This window comes from Chitinophaga sp. (assembly GCF_035538455.1).
Classification (GTDB): Bacteria; Bacteroidota; Bacteroidia; order Chitinophagales; family Chitinophagaceae; genus Chitinophaga.
In genome coordinates this window covers 12,845-36,355 of record NZ_DATLKJ010000085.1, presented here as the reverse complement: position 1 = coordinate 36,355, position 23,511 = coordinate 12,845, and the positions used below count along the sequence as shown (strand labels likewise).

The 23,511-nt window shown below is 46.3% G+C and carries 17 protein-coding genes; 2 read left to right on the top strand and 15 right to left on the bottom strand.

What is annotated here, in order from left to right; genetic code table 11:
* Window positions 1-16: 16 nt before the first annotated feature.
* The 5 genes from cas3 to VM802_RS09965 form a co-directional block, all read right to left on the bottom strand.
* On the bottom strand, window positions 17-2,386 hold the full coding sequence (gene cas3 / locus VM802_RS09985) for a CRISPR-associated helicase Cas3' (RefSeq protein WP_325529896.1): 2,370 nt from the start codon (window positions 2,384-2,386) through the stop codon (window positions 17-19).
* Window position 2,387: 1 nt separating this feature from the next.
* Window positions 2,388-3,170 carry a CRISPR-associated protein Cas5 gene (cas5, locus tag VM802_RS09980; RefSeq protein ID WP_325529894.1) on the bottom strand — a complete coding sequence of 261 codons (783 nt, stop codon included), beginning with the start codon at window positions 3,168-3,170 and terminating at the stop codon, window positions 2,388-2,390.
* Window positions 3,171-3,175: 5 nt separating this feature from the next.
* Window positions 3,176-4,108: a type I CRISPR-associated protein Cas7 gene (locus VM802_RS09975; RefSeq protein ID WP_325529892.1), complete on the bottom strand. Its 933-nt coding sequence runs from the start codon at window positions 4,106-4,108 to the stop codon at window positions 3,176-3,178.
* A 33-nt stretch (window positions 4,109-4,141) separates the two neighbouring features.
* Window positions 4,142-6,031, bottom strand: a complete 1,890-nt coding sequence (locus VM802_RS09970; protein WP_325529889.1) for a hypothetical protein — start codon at window positions 6,029-6,031, stop codon at window positions 4,142-4,144.
* A gap of 67 nt (window positions 6,032-6,098) precedes the next feature.
* Window positions 6,099-6,932, bottom strand: coding sequence for a CRISPR-associated endoribonuclease Cas6 (locus VM802_RS09965; protein WP_325529887.1), 834 nt, complete (start codon window positions 6,930-6,932; stop codon window positions 6,099-6,101).
* Window positions 6,933-7,113: 181 nt separating this feature from the next.
* On the opposite strand from VM802_RS09965, the gene VM802_RS09960 reads away from it, so the two are divergent.
* Window positions 7,114-7,881 (top strand): hypothetical protein, encoded by a 768-nt coding sequence (locus tag VM802_RS09960; RefSeq protein WP_325529885.1) that lies wholly within the window; start codon window positions 7,114-7,116, stop codon window positions 7,879-7,881.
* A 315-nt stretch (window positions 7,882-8,196) separates the two neighbouring features.
* Here the strand turns inward: VM802_RS09960 and VM802_RS09955 are convergent, their stop codons facing one another.
* Complete coding sequence (locus tag VM802_RS09955) at window positions 8,197-8,586, bottom strand: hypothetical protein (protein ID WP_325529883.1); 390 nt, start codon at window positions 8,584-8,586, stop codon at window positions 8,197-8,199.
* Window positions 8,587-8,680: 94 nt separating this feature from the next.
* Window positions 8,681-8,815: an MgtC/SapB family protein gene (locus VM802_RS09950; protein ID WP_325529881.1), complete on the bottom strand. Its 135-nt coding sequence runs from the start codon at window positions 8,813-8,815 to the stop codon at window positions 8,681-8,683.
* A gap of 239 nt (window positions 8,816-9,054) precedes the next feature.
* On the opposite strand from VM802_RS09950, the gene VM802_RS09945 reads away from it, so the two are divergent.
* Window positions 9,055-10,272 (top strand): thioredoxin family protein, encoded by a 1,218-nt coding sequence (locus tag VM802_RS09945; RefSeq protein WP_325529880.1) that lies wholly within the window; start codon window positions 9,055-9,057, stop codon window positions 10,270-10,272.
* Window positions 10,273-10,499: 227 nt separating this feature from the next.
* Here VM802_RS09945 and VM802_RS09940 read toward each other — a convergent pair whose 3' ends face one another.
* From VM802_RS09940 to VM802_RS09905, 8 genes are all read right to left on the bottom strand, one after another.
* Entirely contained in the window at window positions 10,500-12,785 is a 2,286-nt protein-coding gene (locus tag VM802_RS09940) for a glycosyl hydrolase family 95 catalytic domain-containing protein (RefSeq protein ID WP_325529879.1), read from the bottom strand.
* A gap of 30 nt (window positions 12,786-12,815) precedes the next feature.
* Complete coding sequence (locus VM802_RS09935; RefSeq protein WP_325529878.1) at window positions 12,816-13,451, bottom strand: 4'-phosphopantetheinyl transferase family protein; 636 nt, start codon at window positions 13,449-13,451, stop codon at window positions 12,816-12,818.
* 151 nt (window positions 13,452-13,602) lie between these two features.
* The gene (locus VM802_RS09930) at window positions 13,603-17,886 is read right to left on the bottom strand and encodes a discoidin domain-containing protein (protein WP_325529877.1); all 4,284 of its coding nucleotides are present in this window, start codon (window positions 17,884-17,886) and stop codon (window positions 13,603-13,605) included.
* A gap of 41 nt (window positions 17,887-17,927) precedes the next feature.
* A complete protein-coding gene (locus VM802_RS09925) occupies window positions 17,928-18,464 on the bottom strand; it encodes a hypothetical protein (protein ID WP_325529875.1) in 537 nt (178 codons plus the stop codon).
* A 12-nt stretch (window positions 18,465-18,476) separates the two neighbouring features.
* Complete coding sequence (locus VM802_RS09920; protein ID WP_325529873.1) at window positions 18,477-19,268, bottom strand: heme ABC transporter ATP-binding protein; 792 nt, start codon at window positions 19,266-19,268, stop codon at window positions 18,477-18,479.
* Window positions 19,268-20,296, bottom strand: a complete 1,029-nt coding sequence (locus VM802_RS09915) for a FecCD family ABC transporter permease (RefSeq protein WP_325529871.1) — start codon at window positions 20,294-20,296, stop codon at window positions 19,268-19,270. The genes VM802_RS09920 and VM802_RS09915 overlap by 1 nt, the downstream gene beginning before the upstream one ends.
* A complete protein-coding gene (locus VM802_RS09910; protein WP_325529869.1) occupies window positions 20,277-21,149 on the bottom strand; it encodes a heme/hemin ABC transporter substrate-binding protein in 873 nt (290 codons plus the stop codon). Before VM802_RS09910 ends, VM802_RS09915 begins: the two co-directional genes overlap by 20 nt.
* 30 nt (window positions 21,150-21,179) lie before the next feature.
* Window positions 21,180-23,504, bottom strand: a complete 2,325-nt coding sequence (locus VM802_RS09905) for a TonB-dependent receptor (RefSeq protein WP_325529867.1) — start codon at window positions 23,502-23,504, stop codon at window positions 21,180-21,182.
* Window positions 23,505-23,511: the final 7 nt, after the last annotated feature.

Here is a 23,511-nt window from a genome sequence, read left to right as displayed (position 1 = left end):
AAGATAATAAGCTAGCTTACAAAAACATCATCCTTACCACCTTCTTCACTGCCATCCACCCTAACCGGGACAGGTAGCGGCCAAATACACTGCTACTCTCCTGGTCAATGATCTGAAACTCACGATCTGCCTTATTAAATCTAAGATTGTGTATATGGGACTCATATCCCGGGAAATTGTCTTTGTAAGCTAGCTTATTATCTTTGTCGATAGCCTTTAGCACCTTGTCATATAGCTTGCCAAAATCCTTCTTCTGCAATATTCCCAGGTGTTCTTGTCTGGTTATCCCCTCCCTTGTTTGCTTATATCGGTAGTCTTTCCCATAAATCACTCCGGGATCATCATAGTTGAAAAGGTAAACGACACATCCCTCCTTCATGGCATTACGGTTCACCCTTCCGGCGAGTTGTTCATCAGAGTCAATAAGGGAAACATTCTTGAAGCCGAGATCCATGTCAATATCCACACCGGCTTCAACTACCTGTGTAGTAATTAGCAGGATATTGATTTTCTGATGAGCCATTAGCTTAATAAAGTTAATGATCTCCCGCCGTCGCGATTCCAGGATAGTACCTGATAATATAAATATCTTGTCGAATGGATGCCTCATAGTTGAGATCATCTGGTAAAATTCTGCTGCCGATCTTTTATAAATAAACTCAATAATAGTTTTCACGCCGTCATTACTGCCAATATACTCATCTGATTTGCTGATAACAGCGGCGACCAGAGCCTCCATGGTCATAGTACCTTTCAAAAACTCATCACTGAATGTAACCCTGCCCGAAAAGTTCTTATTGGTCAGGTATTTCCTGGCATCGGGTAATAATTCAACAAAGTCAGGACGTTGTGTCAGGCCCACATCCAGGCTACTGATTTTAGGAAGTGTGGCCGACATTAATATAAACCGGATATTAAACGCAGCAGCAAACTGGCTGATAAAATACAGCATCTTGTCCCAGATTGTCGGATTGTAAGACTGTAACTCATCTACGACTACTACTGAATTAGCCAACCGGTGAAGCAGGTAGTTCCGCTCTTTCCTGTTAGTTTTAATAATATCGAAGAAGGAAACATGCGAGAGTATAGCAAAAGGGAATAACGCAAAAAGGTTATCAATATAATCCTGCTTTTCATTACCAAAAAGACCATCATTCTTTTCTTCCTTACCCCTGCCCGAGGGGCTGGCTTTTGAATGCAGCTCCACCAGTTCATAGGAATTAAATCCGAACGCCTCCCTGGCAGACCTGAAGGTCTGTGTAATCAATGTAGTAAAAGGTAATACATAAAATACCTTATTTAGCTCTTTATTAGCAGATAATAGTTCCGTTACAGCAATAAAAGAAAGATTCGTCTTTCCTCCGCCGGTAGGAGCCTCCAGGTAGAAAAGAAATTTATCTGCATTACTCCTGACAGTGCGGATTACCTGTACCGCCATCTCCTGCCTTAACTTGTTCAGATTATCTGCTGATCGTTCTTCCGGGAAGGTGCAAACATAGCTATCCATATCCCTGAAGCAGGCCTTGTTATGCTTATAATTACGAAAATGCTGAATAAATTCATCTATCCGTGTCCGTTCATTAAATACACCCAGATCATCTACCGGGCCGTTCATATATTCATGCGTAGCCAGATAGTCAGCAGCTGTCAACAAAGAAAAGTTAAGGCGAACCAAGGCATAAAGTGAAAACGAAGTAATTCCGGTAGATATTTCCTCTTCCCTCTCCCATATTCCCGCCATGTCTGCGAAGACCTCATTCAACAACGCCTCATCTGGCATTACCCCATACTCATACAGGTACTTTTTTAATAATGGAACCACCCCTGAGAACAAATTGAGGTATTCCTGACTGATAGCATCATTCAATGTAGGGGAATGGTGTTGCAGAATGGAATACCCCAGATGAAAAGCATACCCTAGCAGTGGCACTTTCTCCCTGTCAGTCAGGTCCGTTTTGGCGATGAGATCAATATGATATGACAGAAAGATAAATGTACCCAGGAAGGAATGACCATGAGAGGGATGAAATGCAGCCTGATTTACCACACTGAAGGCAGTATTCTTCATCCTGGTCACCTGGAAATTCTCATTCACTTTACCAAAGTCATGAAATACAATAACATGCACAAACATCTGCTTCAGCAAATCCGTCATAACATCTGTATGCTCGTATCCGGCAACAATATCGTTAATCAGCCTGTTGAGAATGGGTTCCACACCATGCGCCAGCACCAGCTTCCTGAAATAGCTATTTACCAGTGCAATGTGCTCCGACAATAATTCGGGATCTTTATCAATGTGGATATGCGCCCAATACTTCTTTACATGTTTCAGTATTACGGTTATATCGGGCGCCTCCCCGAAAATATCATCTATGGTTTTCACATCAGAAAAGTTGTATAATAGACTTAATCCCTCCAGGATCGGTGATCTCATATAGGTCTTCGATCACTGAATCAGGCTTCAATACCCAATCCGTAAAAGCAAAATCGCAGTAGTTGTATTGCCTCAATCGTTCATCAAAACCAACGGGCAATCTTTCAAAGTAACAGAAGGCTCCCTTATTCATCATACTCCTGGAAGCAAATGAGAATCCTGCGTTCACTTTTCGGTTTCTGATACTTCCATCCTTGATAAACAAGCTGTCGATAGAAAATTCGCCTTCAGCTACATACCGTTTACAATTATACTCCGTTACCGGTCCATCCAACCATGCCTGGTATTCATTCTTACCCATGTATGGTATATAGACCGCCTGATTGTTCTTCAGGTTCATGTATAACGTTGCCTGCTCTTCATGTTCGAGGTCTAGTAACAGGTAACAACGATAACCCGGCTTAACCAGCATTGTTTCTTCTATAAGGAGCGTACCATCATCGTTGGCATATCCGGCTGTATTAGTATACTTCACCGTGGTCTTCTGAAAAATACCTTTTTCATGATTTAACGGTGCAATGCCAACTGCCAGAGAACTCAATCTCGTATAGTACTCAGGCAGCTCACCTGGAATACTGTATCCAGCCATGCCTGTTATAGCTCCCAGGATGCCAAGCAGTGCCGGCTTGTGCAGCATATTATATGACAACAGTATCCCATCATTGTAATCAGGCTTCTTCAGAAAGCCGAAATCCGCTTTCAGGTCAAATGATATTAATGCTTCCTTCGCCATTATCACTAATTAAGTGGGTAAATCACAGCTCCTTCAGGAATGTTCACTACTTTAGTTATTCCATCATTAAAATAAAGCTCTATTGTCTCTACTTCGGCCTTGATGCTTTCTTTCGAAAGAAGTGTTTTTATGTCAGCCAGGTCTATTTCTTTATCCTCGCTAACAGTTACCAGCTCCACAAAAGCCGGAAGCACCAACTTCGATCCTTGTTTAAGCTGCACCCATAACAGCAGCTCATTCTCGACTCCCGCCTTGGCCGAAGATTGATAAAAAGTAGCGCCATTACGTAATGCTTCTTTCAGTTTAGATATATCTTCAGTTGTAACGCCATCACTACCCGCTATTTTATTCATTTCTTCCAGGTTACGCGGATTTACGGAAAAGTGATGCACGTAATGTCCTTCTTTCAGTTTGAACTGTGTTCCCAGGGTTGTTTGCATGGAATCATTACTTTTGTCGTTGGAGTTGCGGAAAGGAGAAGATATTTGTTCAGAATAGATAACTCCCTCCCCAAACCGGTTCAAACCATGCGTGATCTGTACAGTACCGTGCAAAGAAAGGTTAGCGTCCTTGCTTGCAAAAGTTCCTCCAAAAAGCCGGACGTCAATGCACTTCAACAGGTTCTCCAACACCGTTTTCCTGACCTTTGCCACATCCTTTTTATCCGCCTTCGGGAACTCTCCAAAGAAATTAACATAAGTCTGGTCCAGGTCGCGCGGCTGCATATCGTCATTCAGGCTTTTGAAATAAAAAACCTTCTCATCTGCGAAATGCTTCTTAAAATAATTCCTGACGGTATACTTCAAAACCTTATCTGTTGCATAAACGGTTCCATCCGGTAAGGTCCGGGGCTGATGTGTAAAATCTGCATTATAGTTAGCATTTACGGCCTTAATAACGGCACATCCAAATACCCTGTTATGAAATGTGTTGCTCATATTCAATAATTAATGATTTACTAGGAAATTATTTTATTCTTCAATCCCCATTTCTGGTTCTATCACCTCTGATGCTTCATTGCGGCTGAATAACTCATTGTCCGAAAAAACACCGGATAAAATAACCGGAGTCAACTTTCGGATATTATCCTTTGATTGAAATGCCAATACTTCCGCTATGGCAGTTTTAAATCTATTGGAGAACACCTCATGGGCATATAATCCTACTAACCTGCTGATAGCTTCATTTAGCTTCTCAACATGCACCTGTTGAATAAACGGTGTAAGGCGTTTAAAACTCCGGTCTGCCGTCCGGCTTTTCGAAAACAGGTAGTAGATTACCTGGCCTGCCACAAATGCATACTGTTCACCGGTCTCAATATGTGCTGTTCCTTCGGCCAGCTTCTGCATGAACGCACGATAGTCCTGTAGTTTAGTGGTCATTGTTGTTTCATTTGAGTGAGATAAGTTGAAGTGGTGGGATAAACTGAACCAGATATTCATTTTCTCCCTGATAGATCTTTCCTGTGAATGGTAGCCATTCTTGATCTCATCCAGGCGTATATCCTCCAGGATGCTCGTCTGTATGATATGGTCAAACATATGTTGTGTTACAGCCGTTCGTTCAGACTTATAAATAAAGTCATAAAATGACTTCCGGTATTGCATGATCAGTACATATACGGCTTCCGACTTACAATACCGTGCGTCAATCTCATCAAAATACCTGTACTGTAGCTCATCTGACTTAGTTCTTACTACCAGTGCATTATTAAATACCGGCAACAATACCTCCGTCTGCAATTCAAATACATACTGCAACCGGATCTTGGCTTTGCCAGCTACATTAAACCAGTTGTTCACTTCCCAGGGCCCGCCCTGGTCATTTTCCAACAGGTATTCAAACTTTGGTACAAAATCAAAATCCTTTATCACACCTCTTTCATAAAACAGCAGATAATAATTGCCTAACTGGGCCTTATACTCTTCATACAACGTCTCTATTATCTCCCTGTAGCCGATACGTTCACCATCAGCGGCGCCTTTCTTAAACAGGGCGATAGAGCTGTCCCTTATATTTTTACCAGGAATCAGTTCATCATCATGAATGAATATAGGCAACGGATTGGGTAAAATCCGCCCGCGAATGATTTCCTGGAAGTCGAACAGATCTCTGGCCGTCTTTGATGAAATTCTCAAAGAAACATCAAAGTAGGCAGACTGATGAATGAGAAAACGCTTTTTGGTAGGGAATCCATTAAAAAAGTTACTGGTTCCGTAAATGTCTTCTCCTTCCTCCTGATTGTACTCACTTGTATTAAAAAGTTTATCTGCGAGATACTTATCATTCGTCTTCTCATAACGTTCAGCAGCCACATCCAGATAGAAGATAACATACTCCCCATCTTTCACATCCGCATATTCCGGTACCATGCCTAGCCAGTGATTGAAGCGGTCTTCTGTTCCCAGAGCATCTTCAAACACTTTAATTTCCTGCCTTTCCGCTTCATCATCCAGCAGGGCTACAGCCTTACTGAAATAAATATTCATTCTTTCGTATACCTGCGACTTCTCATTCGCTCTGTATTTTTCACCGCCCGTAAGGCTCTCTCTTTTAATGGCAACGCAATATGGTGAGCAGGAATGGATAACTTTTGCGGGAACATCTAAACATTTATTAATATCTACATTCCAGGACAAACGCGACAGCCCTGCACACTGCTTTAAAAAAGCAATATCTTCCGGTGTCTGATCTTTCTTCCTTGTATATCCATATGCTACCAGGGAAGTATCATCCATATAAAGTCTGCCTTCCTGCTTTTGTATTCTCAGCAGTATATGCAATCCCTCTCTGGGCTTAATACCAAGTGATTTAAAATGTGGATCTAACGCTGTCACGAAGTTTGACAATTCCCTTATCATAGGTACTTTGTATTTTGGAGAAAACAATTATCTATTAAACAGCAGAACCTGCTCTTCGGGGTATTCACTATTTTACTGACGTACTCAATTGCCGCTGATATGTACCTTCCACAGCTCCCATGCACAGGCTATTATATAAGCCCACGCCTGTGTCCAGCAGAAGCTCCAACACTTCCTGCCGCCCCCTCACCAGCATTCTGAAATTCGTATATCCACGAACTTTAGTCTCCGCAGGTGTACCTGCTTTGATTGTCACCAGCCTGGCTTTAGGAGGGTTATTATACAAGATAACTTCCAGATCTGCATCAGCAAAATCAATAGCAGCCTTCTCGCTTCCATACAGGGCAGTATACTTCTCTTTCCAGTTATGGAGGATTAACCATACAAAGTCTGTATCCTCTGGTGAAAGGTACTTGTAATGCGGTGTATCCTTCTTAAAACCGCATACTACCGGTGATAAGGGGTGTAACAATAACTCATGTATCTCTTTCCTTTCCAGTGCCTCCGGAAATACCGGTGGCAACAGCTCTACCTGAGAAACAATAAAATCCGCTCTGCTGCTGCGATCTGCTATTTCAATCTTCTGCTGAAGAAACAGCCCTTTCACAAAAGACTCCGCCGCCTGCGGAATATGAAAAGATACCTTGAACACCGCTTCCGTGGTCAATAAATGTAACCGGTCACCTACAATCTTAAAAGGAGTATTGATATCAGAACAGGAAAACAATTTAAATGCCTTTAATGAATTAGCTTGTGCATAGCCCTTCTCATGTAAAAAATCTGCGTACTCCTTATCTGCCCTACTCAGTATCTTATAAATAACAGCAGATATCGGATAGGCGTAATTAATGGGAATAACTGCATTTCCGGTAGAAGAACTAATTGTAACGCTTAACCTCATAGGAAATTTAATTGAAGTAATTTATCAACACAACAAATGTAAAGTAATTTCTAAATCGGACAATTACGGTTATCCGTAATTAGATATTTACACGCTTATTAAATAGTTAGGAAACGAAACATCTTACGCAAATCACTTGCACAAATAGTGTTATCTTTAAGTATCATCAAATTCATTTGTCATGGCAAAACAGATTTCTATCATCACCTTCACGGGCAGGCTTGGCAACCTGATTGGTTACCGGCGTAATGGTCATCACTTCCTGCGTAGCATGCCCACCATCGTCCGACAGACTACCGCTACCCGCAGAGCCGCACAACGGTTTGGTATGGCCAGCAGAAAGGGAGCACTTATCCGTAGTGCCTTCTCCGGCAGAATGGATGTTCGTTGCGACAGCGGGCATATCAACCGGCTGACCTGCACCCTCATCCCCTCCGCGGGCATGGACACTCAAAGCATAACCAGCTTCAGGTTTAACCGCCATACAGGGACAGATAAGTTTCTCCACCTGGCACCCAAACTTTCCAGGAATGGTATCCTGCATATCCCGCCACAGCAATTACCAGCATACGAAGGCATCGACACCCTGGAAATAAAAGTGATCGCCGCCCGTATCGATTTCACAACCCACCGGATAGTGGGTACAGAAAGCGCTGTGCTGCTCGTCAAAACCGGAGAGTCCTTTAAAGGGGCAGCGTGCGATATGGATGTACCAGGTACCGGAACTTTAGTAGTCGTTCTGCAGGTAAGAGGCATACAAGATCATATCCCTTCCTGCAACAGGAAATATTTCGCCGCTGATATTATCGCAATTCAGCCACCACAAAGCCAGCCACAGCTCCGGCGCAAACAGATCCATCCGGTACAATCGAGCTTAAACCGGTTGTCAGACAATATCACAACCACTACATCTGCTCAACGTCTTCACCCTTTCACTCAACGGGAATAAACTACCTCCTGCCTGACAATGATATACTGATGAGCAAGCATAACCACCATTTAACTGTAAAACCCAACATACTGCCTGCTGGCTTAACCTGCGGTTGCCTTTGCATGTGCATCATACATCTTCCGACTCCTTCCCCACACATTTCACAGTAACGACACATCCGGATGACATACCCATATCAAGTCCACGTTTACTCCCAGGTTACTATACTGATCCCAGGCGCAAAACAGCCATTCCCCGTAGGAAACATGCCTGACCAAAACTAAAAAGCCGGCTCCTCAGAACCGGCTTCCTTCTTCATACAAATCATTTTTACTACTCTACCCAGTAAACGAGTTTCACTACAATAAATCCGTCTGGACCAACTGCGCTGTCATTCACGGTTACTGTCTGAGGTACTGCGCCGTCCCAGGGACCGTTGTAAGCACCAACTGTGTAAGTACCTGCCGGCAGATCTTCGAACTGGTCGCCTTCCTGGTTGGAGGCATCATAGTACTGGCCGGTAGCATTGTTGCGCACCCAGTAGCCATGCAACATAGTGCCGCCGGTAACAGGGCCGCCATGGATGTTAACAAGTTCAATGCGCAGGCTGTAAGATGTCGTTACCTGTTTACCGGAAATGATGTCGTTGCTAATTTTTTCTGTGGCATAACCCTGGCCAAAGGCTACAAGCGCCAGGAACATAAAGATGATGGTCTTTTTCATCGGATCGTTGATTTATGGTGTTTCTTAAAAATAACGAATAGGGTTGTAAAGCAGGTTAAGTTAAAATGAATTCTTTAAGGGTGATCTTCCTTTTTTATACGTTGTTTCCATTTGATATACCATTGCCCGCATCCCTGCCATGCCGCTCTCTGTCAAATCCGATAAAAGCTCCCAATACCAGTGCTATCAGCAGTTTTCCTACTATAATCAGCTCTACATTTACATCCATATACTTCCTGGTATAATTTCCTCCGAAAAATATTTTCACAAAAGGTAGTCCCGTAAAAAGGATCTGAATAGTGATAATAAATATATACTATTTTGACATTAAAACCGCTAACATAAGATCATGCCTTACCACCGGCCTCAACTTATCCAGCTGAAAAATAGCCGCAGTATCATCCAAAAAGATTAAATTCACGTACCTGTCAACCAACCCATTTATCAAAAACACAAAAACCATTAATTATGAAACGAGCGCTATTGCTGGTATTGCTGCTCCCTTTGTTTGCTATTGCACAGGACAAGGGTATGCATTTCGAACACGGCCAAAGCTGGAAAGACATCCTGGCTAAAGCCAAAGCTGAAAACAAATACATCTTCGTAGACTGCTTCACTACCTGGTGCGGCCCCTGTAAGTACATGTCTGCACAGATCTTCCCACAGGAAGAAGTGGGCAATTTCATGAACGCCAGATTCCTGAACGTAAAAGTACAAATGGACAGGACCGACAAAGACAACGAGGAAGTAAAGAAATGGTACGATGATGCCAAAATGATCGAAGAGAAATACGGCATCCGTGCGTATCCTACCTTCCTGGTGTTTGCACCTGACGGCCATGCTATAGACAGGCAGGTTGGCGGCGCCGATGCACAGGGATTCATTGCCCGCTGCGAAGAGTCGCTGAAACCAGAAACACAATACTACACACAGATGGCAGTATATAGCAACGGAAAGAAGGACCCTGCATTCGTAAAAAGCCTCGCACAGCTTGCCCAGAAAAAATATGATATGAAAGCGGCTGCCACACTTTCCAAAGAATATCTCAGCCAGCAGAAAGATCTGTACACGCCTGAAAATCTGCAGTTCATTAACGATTTCACTATGAGCAGCAAAGATCAGGGTTTCGCCATGTTCCTGAACAACGCCGACAAAGTGAACAAAGTACTAGGCCCCGGTAAAGCCGAAAAGAAAGTGATGGCGATCGTTTCACAGGAAGAAATCTTTCCGCAGCTGATGAAAAAAGACCAGAGCGCTCCCGATTGGAATGCTATCGACAAATCCATCACCGCCAAATATCCCAAGCTCGCGGAAGAAATGCTGCTAAAAGCTAAAATCCAGTACTATTCCTACAAACAGGACGCTGACAAAGCTGTAGCTAATATCGTTGCCTACATGAAAAAATATGGCCACAACGCCAATTCACAAGAGCTGAACGAATACGCCTGGACTATCTTCGAAAAATGCGACGACATGAAGTGTATTGAGCAAGCGCTCGATTGGAGCAAACGTTCCTTCAAAGATGCAGAAGTACCCGCATACATGGATACCTACGCCAACCTGCTCTTCAAATCAGGAAAGAAAGCGGACGCTATCACATGGGAAGAAAAAGCCATGAACAAAGCGGGAGATACTGAAAAGAAAAATTATGAGGAAACATTGAAGAAGATGAAGTCAGAACTGTGATTTCTTTTTGATTCTTTTGATTTTCCTGATGAGCGAAGATTGTAGAGACGATTAATCTTTTAAAAAGCAGCTGCCCCATTCAGCATGATGCTAAATGGGGCAGCTGCTTTTTATTCTTTATTATCTCCTTCCTGGTCTTCGCTCATCAGGAAAATCAAAAGAATCAAAAAGAAATCACAGTTCTGACAATTATCTGCTACAATCTTTGCTCATCAAAAAAATCATCGTCATTCATAGCCATTCTTAATCACCACGCTCCCACCTTTCTTGCACGTAAGCTGTACAAATCCCGGATCCAGGTATTTCACATCTACGCCTTGCTTTGAAACTACGTACCAGGTTCTGAAGGGTAACTTCAATTTTGTGATACCACCTTTCTCCGATACGATTTTGATTTCTTCTACCTGACCACCTGTTCTCCTGGCGTCTACCAGGAAGGCGCCTTCTGCACGCAGCTGATGAAAAGAGGCTTCTTGCCAGTCTTGGGGCACCGCGGGCATAATCTCAATAAAGCCGGCGTAGCTTTGCAGCAACATTTCCTGCAACCCCGCGGCAAATGCGAAGTTGCCTTCTAATGTGAAGGGGCGATAAGTGAATTTTGAATAGCCCGATTTGGTTTGATCACCGTTAAGATGGAAGCTGTTGACAGAACAAAAAGCCTTTGCAAAAACAGACAGGTCTTTCGCGGCGCCCTCGCCATCTTTGGCGCGTGCTTTCATATTGGCCAGCCATGAATAGGAATAGCCACACCAGTAAGCAGGACCTATTGAATCAAAGAGACGTATAGAGTTCCTGATCACAGATTGTGCGCCTGCGCCATCTTCCCAACGGATCAGTCCTAATGGATGTATGGCCATAGCGTTGGAGAAATGACGGTGTGACTGATTATATGCCATCGATGGTGCAAACATCAGCTCCTTATTTGCCGTAAGGGCGAAGTCGCGGAACTCGCCTTCCATCTTCTTCCAGTGTGCTGCCTCTTGTTTCAGCCCCAGCTCTCCTGCTAGTTCAGCAGCAGCTTTCACCGCAAACTTCATCAGCGCCAGATCATAGTTAGTGTTCTGCGGAAACCAGGCCGTGATGTCGTTATCATTAATTTCGGGGCTCGAGCTGTAGATGAGTTTACGGAAACCCTCACTATCTTTTACTGTGATGTTTTCAATAAACACCGCCACGTCCTTTATCCATGGATATGCCCTATTTTTCAGGAAAATCCGGTCCATGCTGTAACGCCATTGCAGATAGTAGTGCTGTGCCAGCCATGCAGATACGGTGGGCGACAGCGAATATTGTATCCAGCCGCCCATTTCTGTACCATTCAGAGTTGTTACACCTGGCGCCGCAAGGCCAGGTGCATTGAAATACATTTTCGTATACCGGCTGTAGTTAGTTTTATTCTGGTCGAGGTGATCGAGGTAAGAGAGCCCTTCTTCGAGGTGATTACCTGAATAGCATGGCCAATAGCTGAGCTGCGTATTCAGATCATGGTGGTAATCGCCTTTCCATGGTGGCAGGCGGCCATTATCAGCTGTCCATACAGCCTGCAGGGAGATGGGCGGGGCGCCACGACGGGCAGCAGCACCAAATTTATATTGCTCGCGGTACCATTGTGTTTCAAGTAAGCTGTCCGGAACATGCAGATCAGATTTCTTCCAGAAATCCTTCCACCATACCGTATGTACACGGAAACTGCTTACATATCCCTGTTGCAGCTCCTGCACTGTAGTGGTGGCAGCGACTGTCTGCTGCGGCTGTTGCGGATAATGGGAAGAGACGCTCCATACACCTTCGATAGTATGTTGGCTGATTTTCTTCCAGCGTACATTTATCTCGTACGTAAATCCTCCCCAACCCTCCTGTTTATAAGTAATGCGGTTGTTATCCTGTTTGATCACGCCCTGTTTGTAACCCAGGCGGGACAGGTCGTCCCCGCCTACCGGATCGCCGCTCACTTTCACGGCGCCCTGGTATTGCGGTGCTATCAGCTGTGGCAATATATCCGCAGGTACGTTTTCAAAGCGGAACCACCCTACCGGTTTCACAGCATGTACAAAAGTATTAAGCGTAGCACCACTGGCCCATTTCACTTCGCAGTGCGCATCCTGCAAATACAAATGCACAGATTTCACCTCCCCCCAGCCTTTTATATCGAATTCCAGTGCGCCACCAGGAATTTTGGAAGGCGCAGGCTCTTTATCATATGGCTCATCGAAGTATTGCTGAACAACGCCATAGTCCTTTTTCTTCACCTGATCCATCACCCAATTGTAGCTGAACTCTTTGCGATGCAGGCCCTTCGTGGGACGCAGGTCCCACAGATCAGCCCTGTCAAGCGAGAAACGCAGCCTGTTATTCTTCTCCCACACCAACGCGCCAAGCATACCATTGCCCAGTGGAATGGCCTCATCCCAGCGGGTGGCGAGTGAATCAAAATGAAGGTCATGCACGGATGTCTGTGCCCGGGCTCCTACGCATGCTAGGGCGAAGAAACCGAAAAGGATTACTTTTTTCATTGTTCTGCAAGTAAGATGGCTACAAAATAATCAGAAAATGATCTTTTTCACAATCACTTCCGGCTCCGGCATCTCTGTAGCGATATGACATACATAGCCGGGCGTTAGTTCTATTTTCTTTATATACCAGGTAACATTAAGCGAACGGGCTTCCTTTTCATTCAGTACCTGCATGGTAGCCAGCTGTGAGATTCCTTCTCCATTAGCTTTCAGTACAGCTTCCTTAATCGTCCAGTAATGATAAAAACGTCGTATCGGATCTGTATGTCCTTGTATATCTTTCCATTCTTCCCCAGAAAACAGGCCGTGGAAATCTGCGAAATCAAGCGGCTTCACTTCTTCCACATCAATACCTATTGCTGAATCCGTGCAGACGGCACAAGCAGCCATATTACCCGAATGGGTGATGTTAAAATCTACCGGCAGCTCCAGGAAAGGGCGACTGGTAGCAGTATAACGAAGCTTTGCAAGATCGGCCTGAAAACCCTTCTCAGACAGCGCCTGCAATAAAAGATGTTTGCCAAGTACGCCTGCGTGTGCATCTTCCCATCTTCTGAACCGTAAGACCCTGTCGCTGATCTCCTTCGGGAGATGCTGTAACAGACCTGTAAACCTTTGATCCGCAATCCTTTCTTTGAATATTGTATAATATATTAATACTGACATAGGTTGAAGTTAAAAAATTCTGGGATTTAGGAATTATTTGATTTGGGAATTTTTAAATGCAACGAAGGTCAATTTATGTTAAACAGTATACGTTGATCTTTGCTGCATTTAAAAATTCCCAAATCAAATAATTCCTAAATCCCAGAATTCTTTACTCCGTAATCACAATCTTACCTGTTTTCAGCGGTTTGGCTGAAGGCAGTTTGCTGTTGAAAATGCTGTAGATGTAAACGCCTGTGCTCAAATCTCCGGTATTGATGGTCCCGGCATCGTTCACATATTCGAGACGTATCATCCTTCCTTTAAGGTCATAAAGGCGTAACAGCAGCGTAGCGTTTCCGTGGCTGCGCACGTTCACGGCTCCGCCACGTTGTAACCTTGTCGGATATACGCTGATATTACCCGCCTGTTGTGTGCTAACCGGTGTTGTTCTTGCCGGTGATGCCGTGGTATCCGGGCAACCGGTAAACGAAAGCTCTGCTACAGTGGTCCATGCATTGGCATTCACTTCAGAAGTGGCTACCAGTTTCACATAGCGGGCCTTCACGGTGGGCGAGAAGACAACATCCTGTGCAGCGGTGCTGTTCACAAAGTTACCACTGGCTACCTGTGTCCAGTTGATGCTGTCGGTACTTACATGTACCTGGTACGCATTGATGCGTCCATTAACGCCCGATTGTCTTGGCAGATAGGTGAGCTTGCTCAGGTTATAAGCACCGCCGAGGTAGATGGAAATATAATGCGGCATAGGCGCAGTACTGTTGTACCATTGTGTATGCCAGAAGGTACTGTTGTTACCGTCTATAACATTGGTGGCGGGAGCAGTCTCTCCTACTGTTTCCTGGCTGTCGAACTGTGATACTCTCAACTGGGTACGCGGTATCAGCGTATTGCACGCACCAGCAACAGGCGGATTACCTGGACTGCCTGCACCAAAACCACCCATACCTGTATTGAAGGTACCAGACACATAATAGATTGTAGCGCCCTTCCTGCCGCTGCTATCGCGCGATACATAGATTGTACCTGCACCATCAGGCGAAGGATTGGATGGTGTTACATTGCTGATATTGCTCTTCACTTTCACCACCTTCGCAGAATCCCAGGTCAGCCCTGTAGCAGCTTCCCAGCCTTGTTTTTCTGCAGATGTATAATACAGCGTCACATTCAGGCTGCCGGAAGTATTGTTATTGGCAGGTGTGATCTTCAGTGTTTTGGAGGCGAGATAATGCACCTTCACGGTATCCCAGAACTGTATGGCACTGGTGCCCGCACGGTCTATCCGCACAGAGGTGCATCCATAGTCAAAGGCCGACAAGTTCTTCACTTTCGCGATGATATTACCGAGGCTATCTGTAAAGTACACTGTTGCATTAGGACCGAGATACTGTGTAGTGTTGGTATTCAGTGTACCCGCCACTGTTGTGACAGCAGGCCGTGTATTGAAGATCAGATTAGGTCTTGTAGATCCATAACCCGGAGCCGTGAAGCCACATCCCGCACCACTGGTCTGACGCTGGAAAGCAGTAGGGTTAGCCCCGCTCACAGAGATCGATGCTACAAGATTATCTCCCTGGTCAGTTCCATCCGGGTTGTTATAGCATGATTGTATGAGGATATTGGAATAACCATCCCAATAGAAAGGCTGTGAGAACGGAACCTGTATCCAACCAGTATCTGTCACGCTGATACTGCCGCTGTATACATTTGTAAGCGGGCTGTTATCAAATTGCGTATCCGTGAATGTAGGCTGTGAAGTAGTGCCTATCGCCATATTGAAATTCTGGAATGTGCTGGTAGTTGTAACTGTGCGCGAAAGCACACGATAAGCGATAGAATAGATATTACCCCGCTGCAATCCTGCTGCTCTCAGCTCATCCGCCGGATAGATAGTCTGGGTACGTTTATCAGACTGAGTACCATTGAACGGACTAGATGCGCTTCCACCCGTAGTGCCATTACCGTAGGTAAGGTTGATACGCGCCGTATCTCCTACAGGCGCTGCATCCGGGTAGTTGATATTCACACGGGCCGTTTGCGCAGACGGGTTAGCCATCGCATTCGTCGTGCCGTTGACGTTAAACGACAACAAAGCATACTTGCTGCCCGGGTCTGTTTTGCTGCCATAGACCCTGATCGTAACCATCCGTGGCGCAGTCTGCCCTGATGCGAAGATCAAAGTATCACTGGGCGTGGTAAAGCTGCCATTAGTGGTCACATCATAATCTACACCTTTTATTGCGGAAGATGTAGAGCCATTTACCAATTGTACATTTGCGTTGCCGGAAGGTGCAGGACTTATATTAAGATTAACAGTATAATCTGTATATGGCTTACAACCAGATTTGTTCACACCGCCAGCAGTGGTATTGACGGTACTCGCTGCAAAAGAGATCAGTGGTGTTATAGCGTTGTTGAATTTAGTGCCGAAAACGCCACGGCCATAAAAGCTCACGCGCAACTCGCTGCTGTCAGCCACCCCATTATTGTAAGCAAATATGTCTGTAATATCAGCGATGGTCGGAAGTCCGATGGAATACAGTGACCAATCTGTCATATTCTTATTGCGGTAGTATACGCCACGCGCTGTAGCAAGATATACAGATTCGTTAGTGGCATAGCGGTCTTCCAGCAACCGGATAACGTTCACCGGCGGCAACGTACCGCTGATGTCCGTAAATGTAGCCCCCTGGTCAGCAGAGCGATACACCTTACTCCCACAGGAGAGATAAACCACATTGGTGTCGCTTTTAATGGTAGTAACACTGGCGGCCACACTGGTTGCCACCGGTGCGCCCACGCTGGTGAAAGTAGGCGATGCTGCCAGCGCATTGCGGGAGCGGTATACCTTCTGATTAGTGGTAACATAATACACTACATTGGCGCTTGCATTGCTGACATGCAGTGCATTGATCTTCTCTGTGTTGTTCACCAGCTTCGTCCACGCCGGAGAAGCAGCGGTAATATTGGTGCTACGCCATAATCCGGTATCTGCAATGAATGCCGCAGCTACATTGGCTGGCGTGAATTCCAGCTCCATTTTGTTAGAGGCCTTGAATGGCACATTGTAGGAGCTTTCACTTCCGGTTACTGCCCTTCTGTTACCATTCTCATAATAATATACCTGACTATTGCTGTTATAATCAAACGCCGAACGTGAGCCCCAGTCACCGCCCCTGTTGGTGAACCAGGGATTGGCGGCATACTTGTAATACAACTCTCCATTGTCCTGCGTACCGATACTGATCATATCGCGGCGGATAGGGCTGTTGGAAGCGTGATACACTTCTGTTGACGAAAGCCCGTCGCTACGTGGTTTCCAGTTAGTGCCACCGTCTGTACTAAGCCAGACGCCGCCGTCGTTGTAGTTGAATACCTTACTCGTGTTATAAGGGCTTACTTTAATACCATGCATATCAGTATGTATCATGGTCCACCAGCCAGTCTGTATCTGCGTCCAGTTGGAACCACCGTTAGTGCTTTTCCATACGATGTGTCCTACGAGATAGAGTACGTCTGCATTTACAGGATCAGCTCCGATAGCGAAGTTGTAGTTACCCTGTCCATTGGAAGTACCATTGTAGCCTGTAAGGTTAGGCGCAACATCTCCTTTCACCTGTGTAAAGGTAGTACCACCATTTGTTGACTTATAAATCACCCCCCCGGATACGGCGTCGTTGGCGCCGATCATGCCAATGTACACACGGTTGGAGTCTGCAGGTGTTACCGCAATTCTGCTGCCATTAGCTCCCTTAGCAGGCAGTGTAAGTGTAACCGGCGTCCAGGTTTCTCCCATGTCAGGAGATACATAGAAACCGCCTGCCATATTCACTGCGAAGATGGTTGTGGTACTGTTGGAAGCTTTGTATGCCATGTCTGTAAACTGACCGCCACTGAGCTTGTTAGTCCAGGAAGTGCCACCGTCGGTGGTTTTCCATATACCATCATTGGTGGCTGCGATCAACACATTGTGGTTGGTGCGCGACATAAGCAGTTCTACCGCCATGCGGTTGCCGATGCTACTGTTGGCCGGCAGCCACGATTGCCCGCCGTCTGTGGTTTTGTAAACACCCAGCGACGTGCCGTAGTAGTTGGGGTCTCCTGTGCCGAGGTACATGATCTGATCATTGGTATGATCTATACACACGGAAGCGCAGGCCGCTTTAGGCAGCTCATCTGTACCCAGCAGCTGCCAGGTATTAGAGGTATCGATACTTTTCCAAAGGCCCCACACGCTGGTAGCGTAGACAGTAGCAGCGTTGGAAGGATGAAATTTCATTTGTGTAACACGGCCTATCCCGTTGATCTGTCCCGAAGAGTTGACCGGGAACAGCACGGGTCCTATATTCCGCCAGGCGCCATAGTTCTGTGCTACAGCTGATGCCGATAACAACAGGGCGGATAAAAACAGGGATATGTATTTACGTATAATCATTTCAATTATTTCGGTTGATGATTGGGAAATGGGTGATTTGCTTATTGCCATTGCTTGCCGGGGTTACCATTGTTCTTTTCCTGCTCTTTCTTATCCTTCGCCTGCTTCTCCTGAATGTTTGTTTTCAGCTGCTTCTGCTGCTGCCAGATCTGTACCTGCTTATCGCTGCTGAGAATGGAACCGTCAGGCTGCACATAGGGCAATACCTGTCTTCTCCACCACTGATACTTCTTGTAGGCAAAGCCATACTTGCGTGCATCTTCTTCCCTTTCCCGTTCTGCTTCAGACTCCTTTCTCTTGAAAATTCCCAGGAAACGACGTTTCCGCTCGGAGTTCTTTTTTACATCCAATATTTCGTCTTCCTCTACAGGCAATTCTTTTCCTTTCCAGAAATCATTGAAGGATTTTTCTATTACGAAGAAATTAACATTGGGGTCATCCAGCATGGTGACCCAATCAGGTGCTTTAACCTGCTGACGCGACTCATGGCGTTGTGCCGATACCGTTATACCGGACAGCAACAATACCATCAGCAGCGCATAATGCCATAAAGGCTTCCAGACAAATTGTGTTTTCATTATTCAGGTGATTTAAGAGTGATGAACATATTTTGGTTGGTGATAATCAGGGATGACCGCTGCAATGTCTTCACGATCCAGCTGGTATACCTGTTGAATATGAGTGGGCGTCAGCACCTCTTCCCGGCTGCCCTGCGCCACCATCCTGCCGTTGTGCAGTAACAGGATATTGTCTGCAAATTTCGCGGCGATATGAAGGTCGTGCAATACCGCCACGATCACCAGGTCATGCTGTTCCAACAGTGTTTTCAGTTGTCGCATCAACCTGAACTGGTAGTGCACATCCAGGAAGGTGAGCGGTTCATCCAGCAACAGGTAGCGGCAGGTATTGGCTGGTCTTTCCCAGATCTGCGCCAATACGCGTGCAAAATGTACCCGCTGCTTTTCACCGCCGGAGAGACTGAGGTAATCCCGTTCCGATAAGTCTTCCAGATCAAACAGCTGCATCGCCTCCCGGCAATAGCGTTTATCCGTCAGCGTTGGCTTCCCCTGGATATGCGGATAGCGGCCCATTAGTACCACCTCCCACACTTTGAGCGGGAAGGCCAGTTCCTGCTGCTGCGACAAGGCGGCACGGATCGCTGCCAACTCCTTTACAGAAAAATCAGCTATCGGCCTGGCGCCATATGTTACTATGCCCGATGCCGGCCGGAGCTGTCCCGCTGCGATCTTCAGCAACGTTGACTTACCTGCACCGTTGGGCCCCATCACCACATGCAGCCTGCCAGGCTCCCATTGTACGCTGATATCTTTCAGCAATACTTTGTTACTCTTTACACAAGTGATACCGGATAATACAAGCATCAGAAATAATATTTTTTCTTTCTCAGTAAAAAAATAAACACCGGCACGCCGGCAAAGGAAGTAACAATCCCTATCGGCAGTTCCGCCGGCCGCAGCAGCAGTCTCGCTGAGATGTCCGCCGCTGTCAGCAATACAGCACCAGCCAGTGCGCTACCTGCTACGAGATAACGATTATCGGCTCCTTTCCAGATGCGGAGAAAATGCGGCACTACCAATCCTACAAAACTGATCACACCCGTGAAAGCCGTTACCACGGCTATCATAATCACGTTAATGATCATCACCTCCCTTTTCAGCCGCCTTACCGCCACACCTGATAGCGCTGCCTCCTCTTCGCCCAGCATCAGCAGGTTGAGTTTTCCCGCACAAGCCATTGCGCGCCAGCAACACAGTACCACCACAATAGCGGTGATAATTACTGATTCCCAGCTGGCGCCTGACAAAGTGCCCAGGTTCCAGAAAGTGATGGAGCGGGCCTGTGGGTCCCGTGCGATGTAGGAAAGAAAACCGGTTCCGCTCAGGAACAACGCATTGACGGCAATGCCCATCAGCAATAAAGTAACGATGCCGGTCTTGCCCTCTTCTTTACCGCCCGATAATCCCAGTACCATAAAGGTGGCCAGCATGGCCCCTGCGCAGGCGGCCAGCGGTAACGTCCACACGCCGGCATGAAAGTGGAACATAGCGCCCGTTACAAAATACAGGGCGGCACCAAAGGCGGCACCGCTGGAAGTACCTATCAGTCCCGGTTCTATGATGGGATTACGGAACAATGCCTGCAGCAGCACGCCGCCCACCGCCAGCGCTGCGCCAGCCAGTAAACAGAATAATACGCGGGGCAGCCGTATTTCCATGAAAACCCGTTCATGCAACGTATACTCACTACCGTTATGAAACAGTTTATTGAATGCCCCGGTTATCTCCCCTACACTGATGTCTATCGCGCCCAGGCAGGCCGATAATAACACCGCTGCTACCAGCAGTATGGTCAGCAGGGGAAACACTCCACTATATGGCCTGTTTTGCATGTATCATTTTTTGCAGAGCCAGTACATTGGCGCCAGTACGTGGCCCCAGGTATATCAGGTCATGTTCTTCTACGCGGTAAATGCGGTTACTGCGCGCAGCTTTCGTTCCGGATACCCCCGGCAGCTCCTTGATTTTTTCTATAGATCCCAGCCTGTCGTAACCGTAATCTGTCAGTAATATCACATCGGGGTCTGCCTGCGCAATCAGCTCGGCAGAAACCTGCTGCATCCCTTTTGCCCCTCCGATAGGAATCGCGCCACCGGCCCATCCTATCATCTTCGCAGCCGTACTCTTTTGCGTTACAGCGAGATAGATATTCATGGCCCGGCCAAAATGAATGATCACTACACGCGGCGTATCCATATAACGCTTACTATTAGTTAACGCCTCATTCATCTGTGTATCGAGTATCCTGCAAAGACTGTCAGCCTGCGGTCCTTTCCCAAAGTAAGCCCCCAGCTCTTTGATCATGGCTTTATCCTGGTCTATCGTAAAAACACTGTCGGCAAAAGTTTTCATGGGGATCTTCATTTTCTCCAGCTGCTGCATTACCTGTTCAGGCCCAACATTGTTATCGTGGATCACCAGCGTGGGTTCCTGCGAAATGATACCCTCCGCACTCAACGCACGATGATAACCTACTGTAGGCAATGCCTTGATCGCCGGCGGATAAGTGCTGGAAAGATCTACTGCCACCAGGTTCTTTTCCGCTCCCAGCGCATAGATCACCTCATTGTACTGCTTCGCGAGACAAACGATACGGGTATTTCCGGGATGCTGCTCTTTATTACCAAATCTGCCACAGGCACACATCATCAGCAAGATGACCGGCAGTATATATTTATTTCTCATGACGATATTTTAAGGAGATAATTAACTTTTTCAGAATTTGTATGACAGATTAAAACCACCATACCATGTGGCTTTATAAGGACCAGGCAGATAGATATTCGGCGGCGCGGCACTATAGTTGGCATTCAGAAATACCAGCGTGTAGTACTTACTACCCGTGATGTTATTACCGCCTGCAAATACATCCAGGGCAAAATACCGGCCCAGGTCATGCCGGTAACCCAGCTTTGCCTGCAACAGCGTATAGGCATCAGCATAATGGGCGTTATCGTAAGTGATAGGCATCCTGTCCACATACTGCAATGTGGTATTCAGATAAACACCCCACTTTGAAACCAGATCCACGCCGGCATTGAACAGGTGCGGCGCGATGCCGGAAGCCTTGTTTCCGCTATAATCGATCGTTTTAGCGTTGTTGTTGTTATCGCTTTTAAACTGTTTATAAGTAAAGCTGGAATATGTATAGCTGACAAATGGCCTCACCAGTGAAAACACATGCGGGTGCTGCGGTTGCAACGTATAGGCAATATCGGCCTCCACGCCGCGGTTTTGTTGTCCACCGGCGTTCGTAGTCATCGTATATAGTACAGTTCCGGTATTATTGTCTGTAATAGCCTGTGAAGTGAGCTTGTCTTTGATCTCCATATCAAACACAGCAACCTGGAATGACAACCGTTTATCCAACAGGCTGCCTTTTGCCCCTACCTCATACTGTACGGCTTTTTCTGGCCGCAAACCTGTATTTACCTGTCCAATTTGTGGAATCACCACCTGCCCGGAAACTGGCGGCGAATACCCTTTACTAATGCCTGCATATACAGACACCATTTCATTCACGGCCTTGAGCACACTCACCTGTGGTGTCAGCACAGGTGTAAAGGTTTTATGCCCTGACTGATCCTTATGCGTAGGATTCGCGGAATTGGTAAGCCGGTCAGAGATACTGTACTCTATGTAATTATTGCTGAGACCCGCGGTAATGAGGAAGCCCTGCGGCAACTTCAGTTCCCATTGCGTGAAGAGGCTGTACTGCATAGTAGATAATTCCAGATCGCCGGTGAGTGGTCCTAGTACAGCGCTTGCGAGGGCATAGCTTTTCTTGAAAGAATTGGTTTTCTGGTATTCAGCCCCCACTGTACCATTCAGGGCGATTGTTCTGCCACTGAAACTCAATCCGAAAGCAGTGCGTGCACCGAAGTTCTGTGCCATATTGGACGAGAGCCCCGCTGCAAATGCCTGCGACTGTTTATACCCGCTGAAGTATGCGTTGGTGATGTTATTGACATGCGACGAAAAGGTATACTGATGGGAAAGCCCTGCACGGTATGTCTCAAAAGCTACATATCCTTTATTCTTCAGATAGGGTACTTCACCGGTATCCTTCCTCTGCGCAAACTGGCTGCTGTCGAGTTGTCCGGCCAGCTGGTCGTTGGAGTTGTTATAGGCGGCGTATACAGAAAACGTTTGCTTTTCATTACTGTGGAAGTCACCGATGAAAGACACGAAATCTTTTTTGGATGCGCTATTAATCCGATAACTATCGTAGTTCTGATGACCGTAGTTCAGCATAATGGAAGACTTATCGTCTGCATATTCAAGGCGGGTATTGGTTCTGAACAAACCATAGCTGCCTGCCAGCGTCTCCTGGGAGATACGGGTACCATAGACTGCGGGTTTGAGCGTATACATTTTTAACACGCCACCAATGCCGCTGCCATAGAGACTGGAAGCTGGTCCTTTGATCACTTCCATCCGGCCCAGGATGGAGAAATCTATATCATCCAGTATGGTGGTGCCTTCTGCATCAGTCACCGGAATACCATTGAGATAAGCCTTATAGCCGGTGCCATTGAAATTGGTACCATTGCCATAACCGCGAATAGTAATACGCTGGCCGCCAGCCATCGTTCTTTTCTCCATACGCACACCGGGAATGAGATTGAGTGCGTACTCCGGAAAGATGCCATCATTTCGTTGCAAATCTTTTCTGCCAAGAACAGCTACTGATTGTGGCTGCAACAGGTTACTACGTGGTTTCGCCGCATTGACGGACACCTCGCTGAGATTATAGGATGTAGCTGCGAGGCCAATCAATATCATCGGGTTATTCTCCTTTACACGTATGGCTTGTGGCTCATAGCCGGAAGCCATCACGAGTAACCGGTCGTAATGCACATTGATACTGAAACTGCCTGTAATGTCGGTTGTTGTCAGCAGCTGTTCGCCGGAATAAATAGCTGCGCCTTTTACGGGAGATAATGTGTACAGGTCATACACACGGCCTTTGAAGGACTGTTGGGCATAAGCGTGCAGTATGCATAGCAATACCACTGCCATCAAGGAGATTTTCTTCATTGTTTAC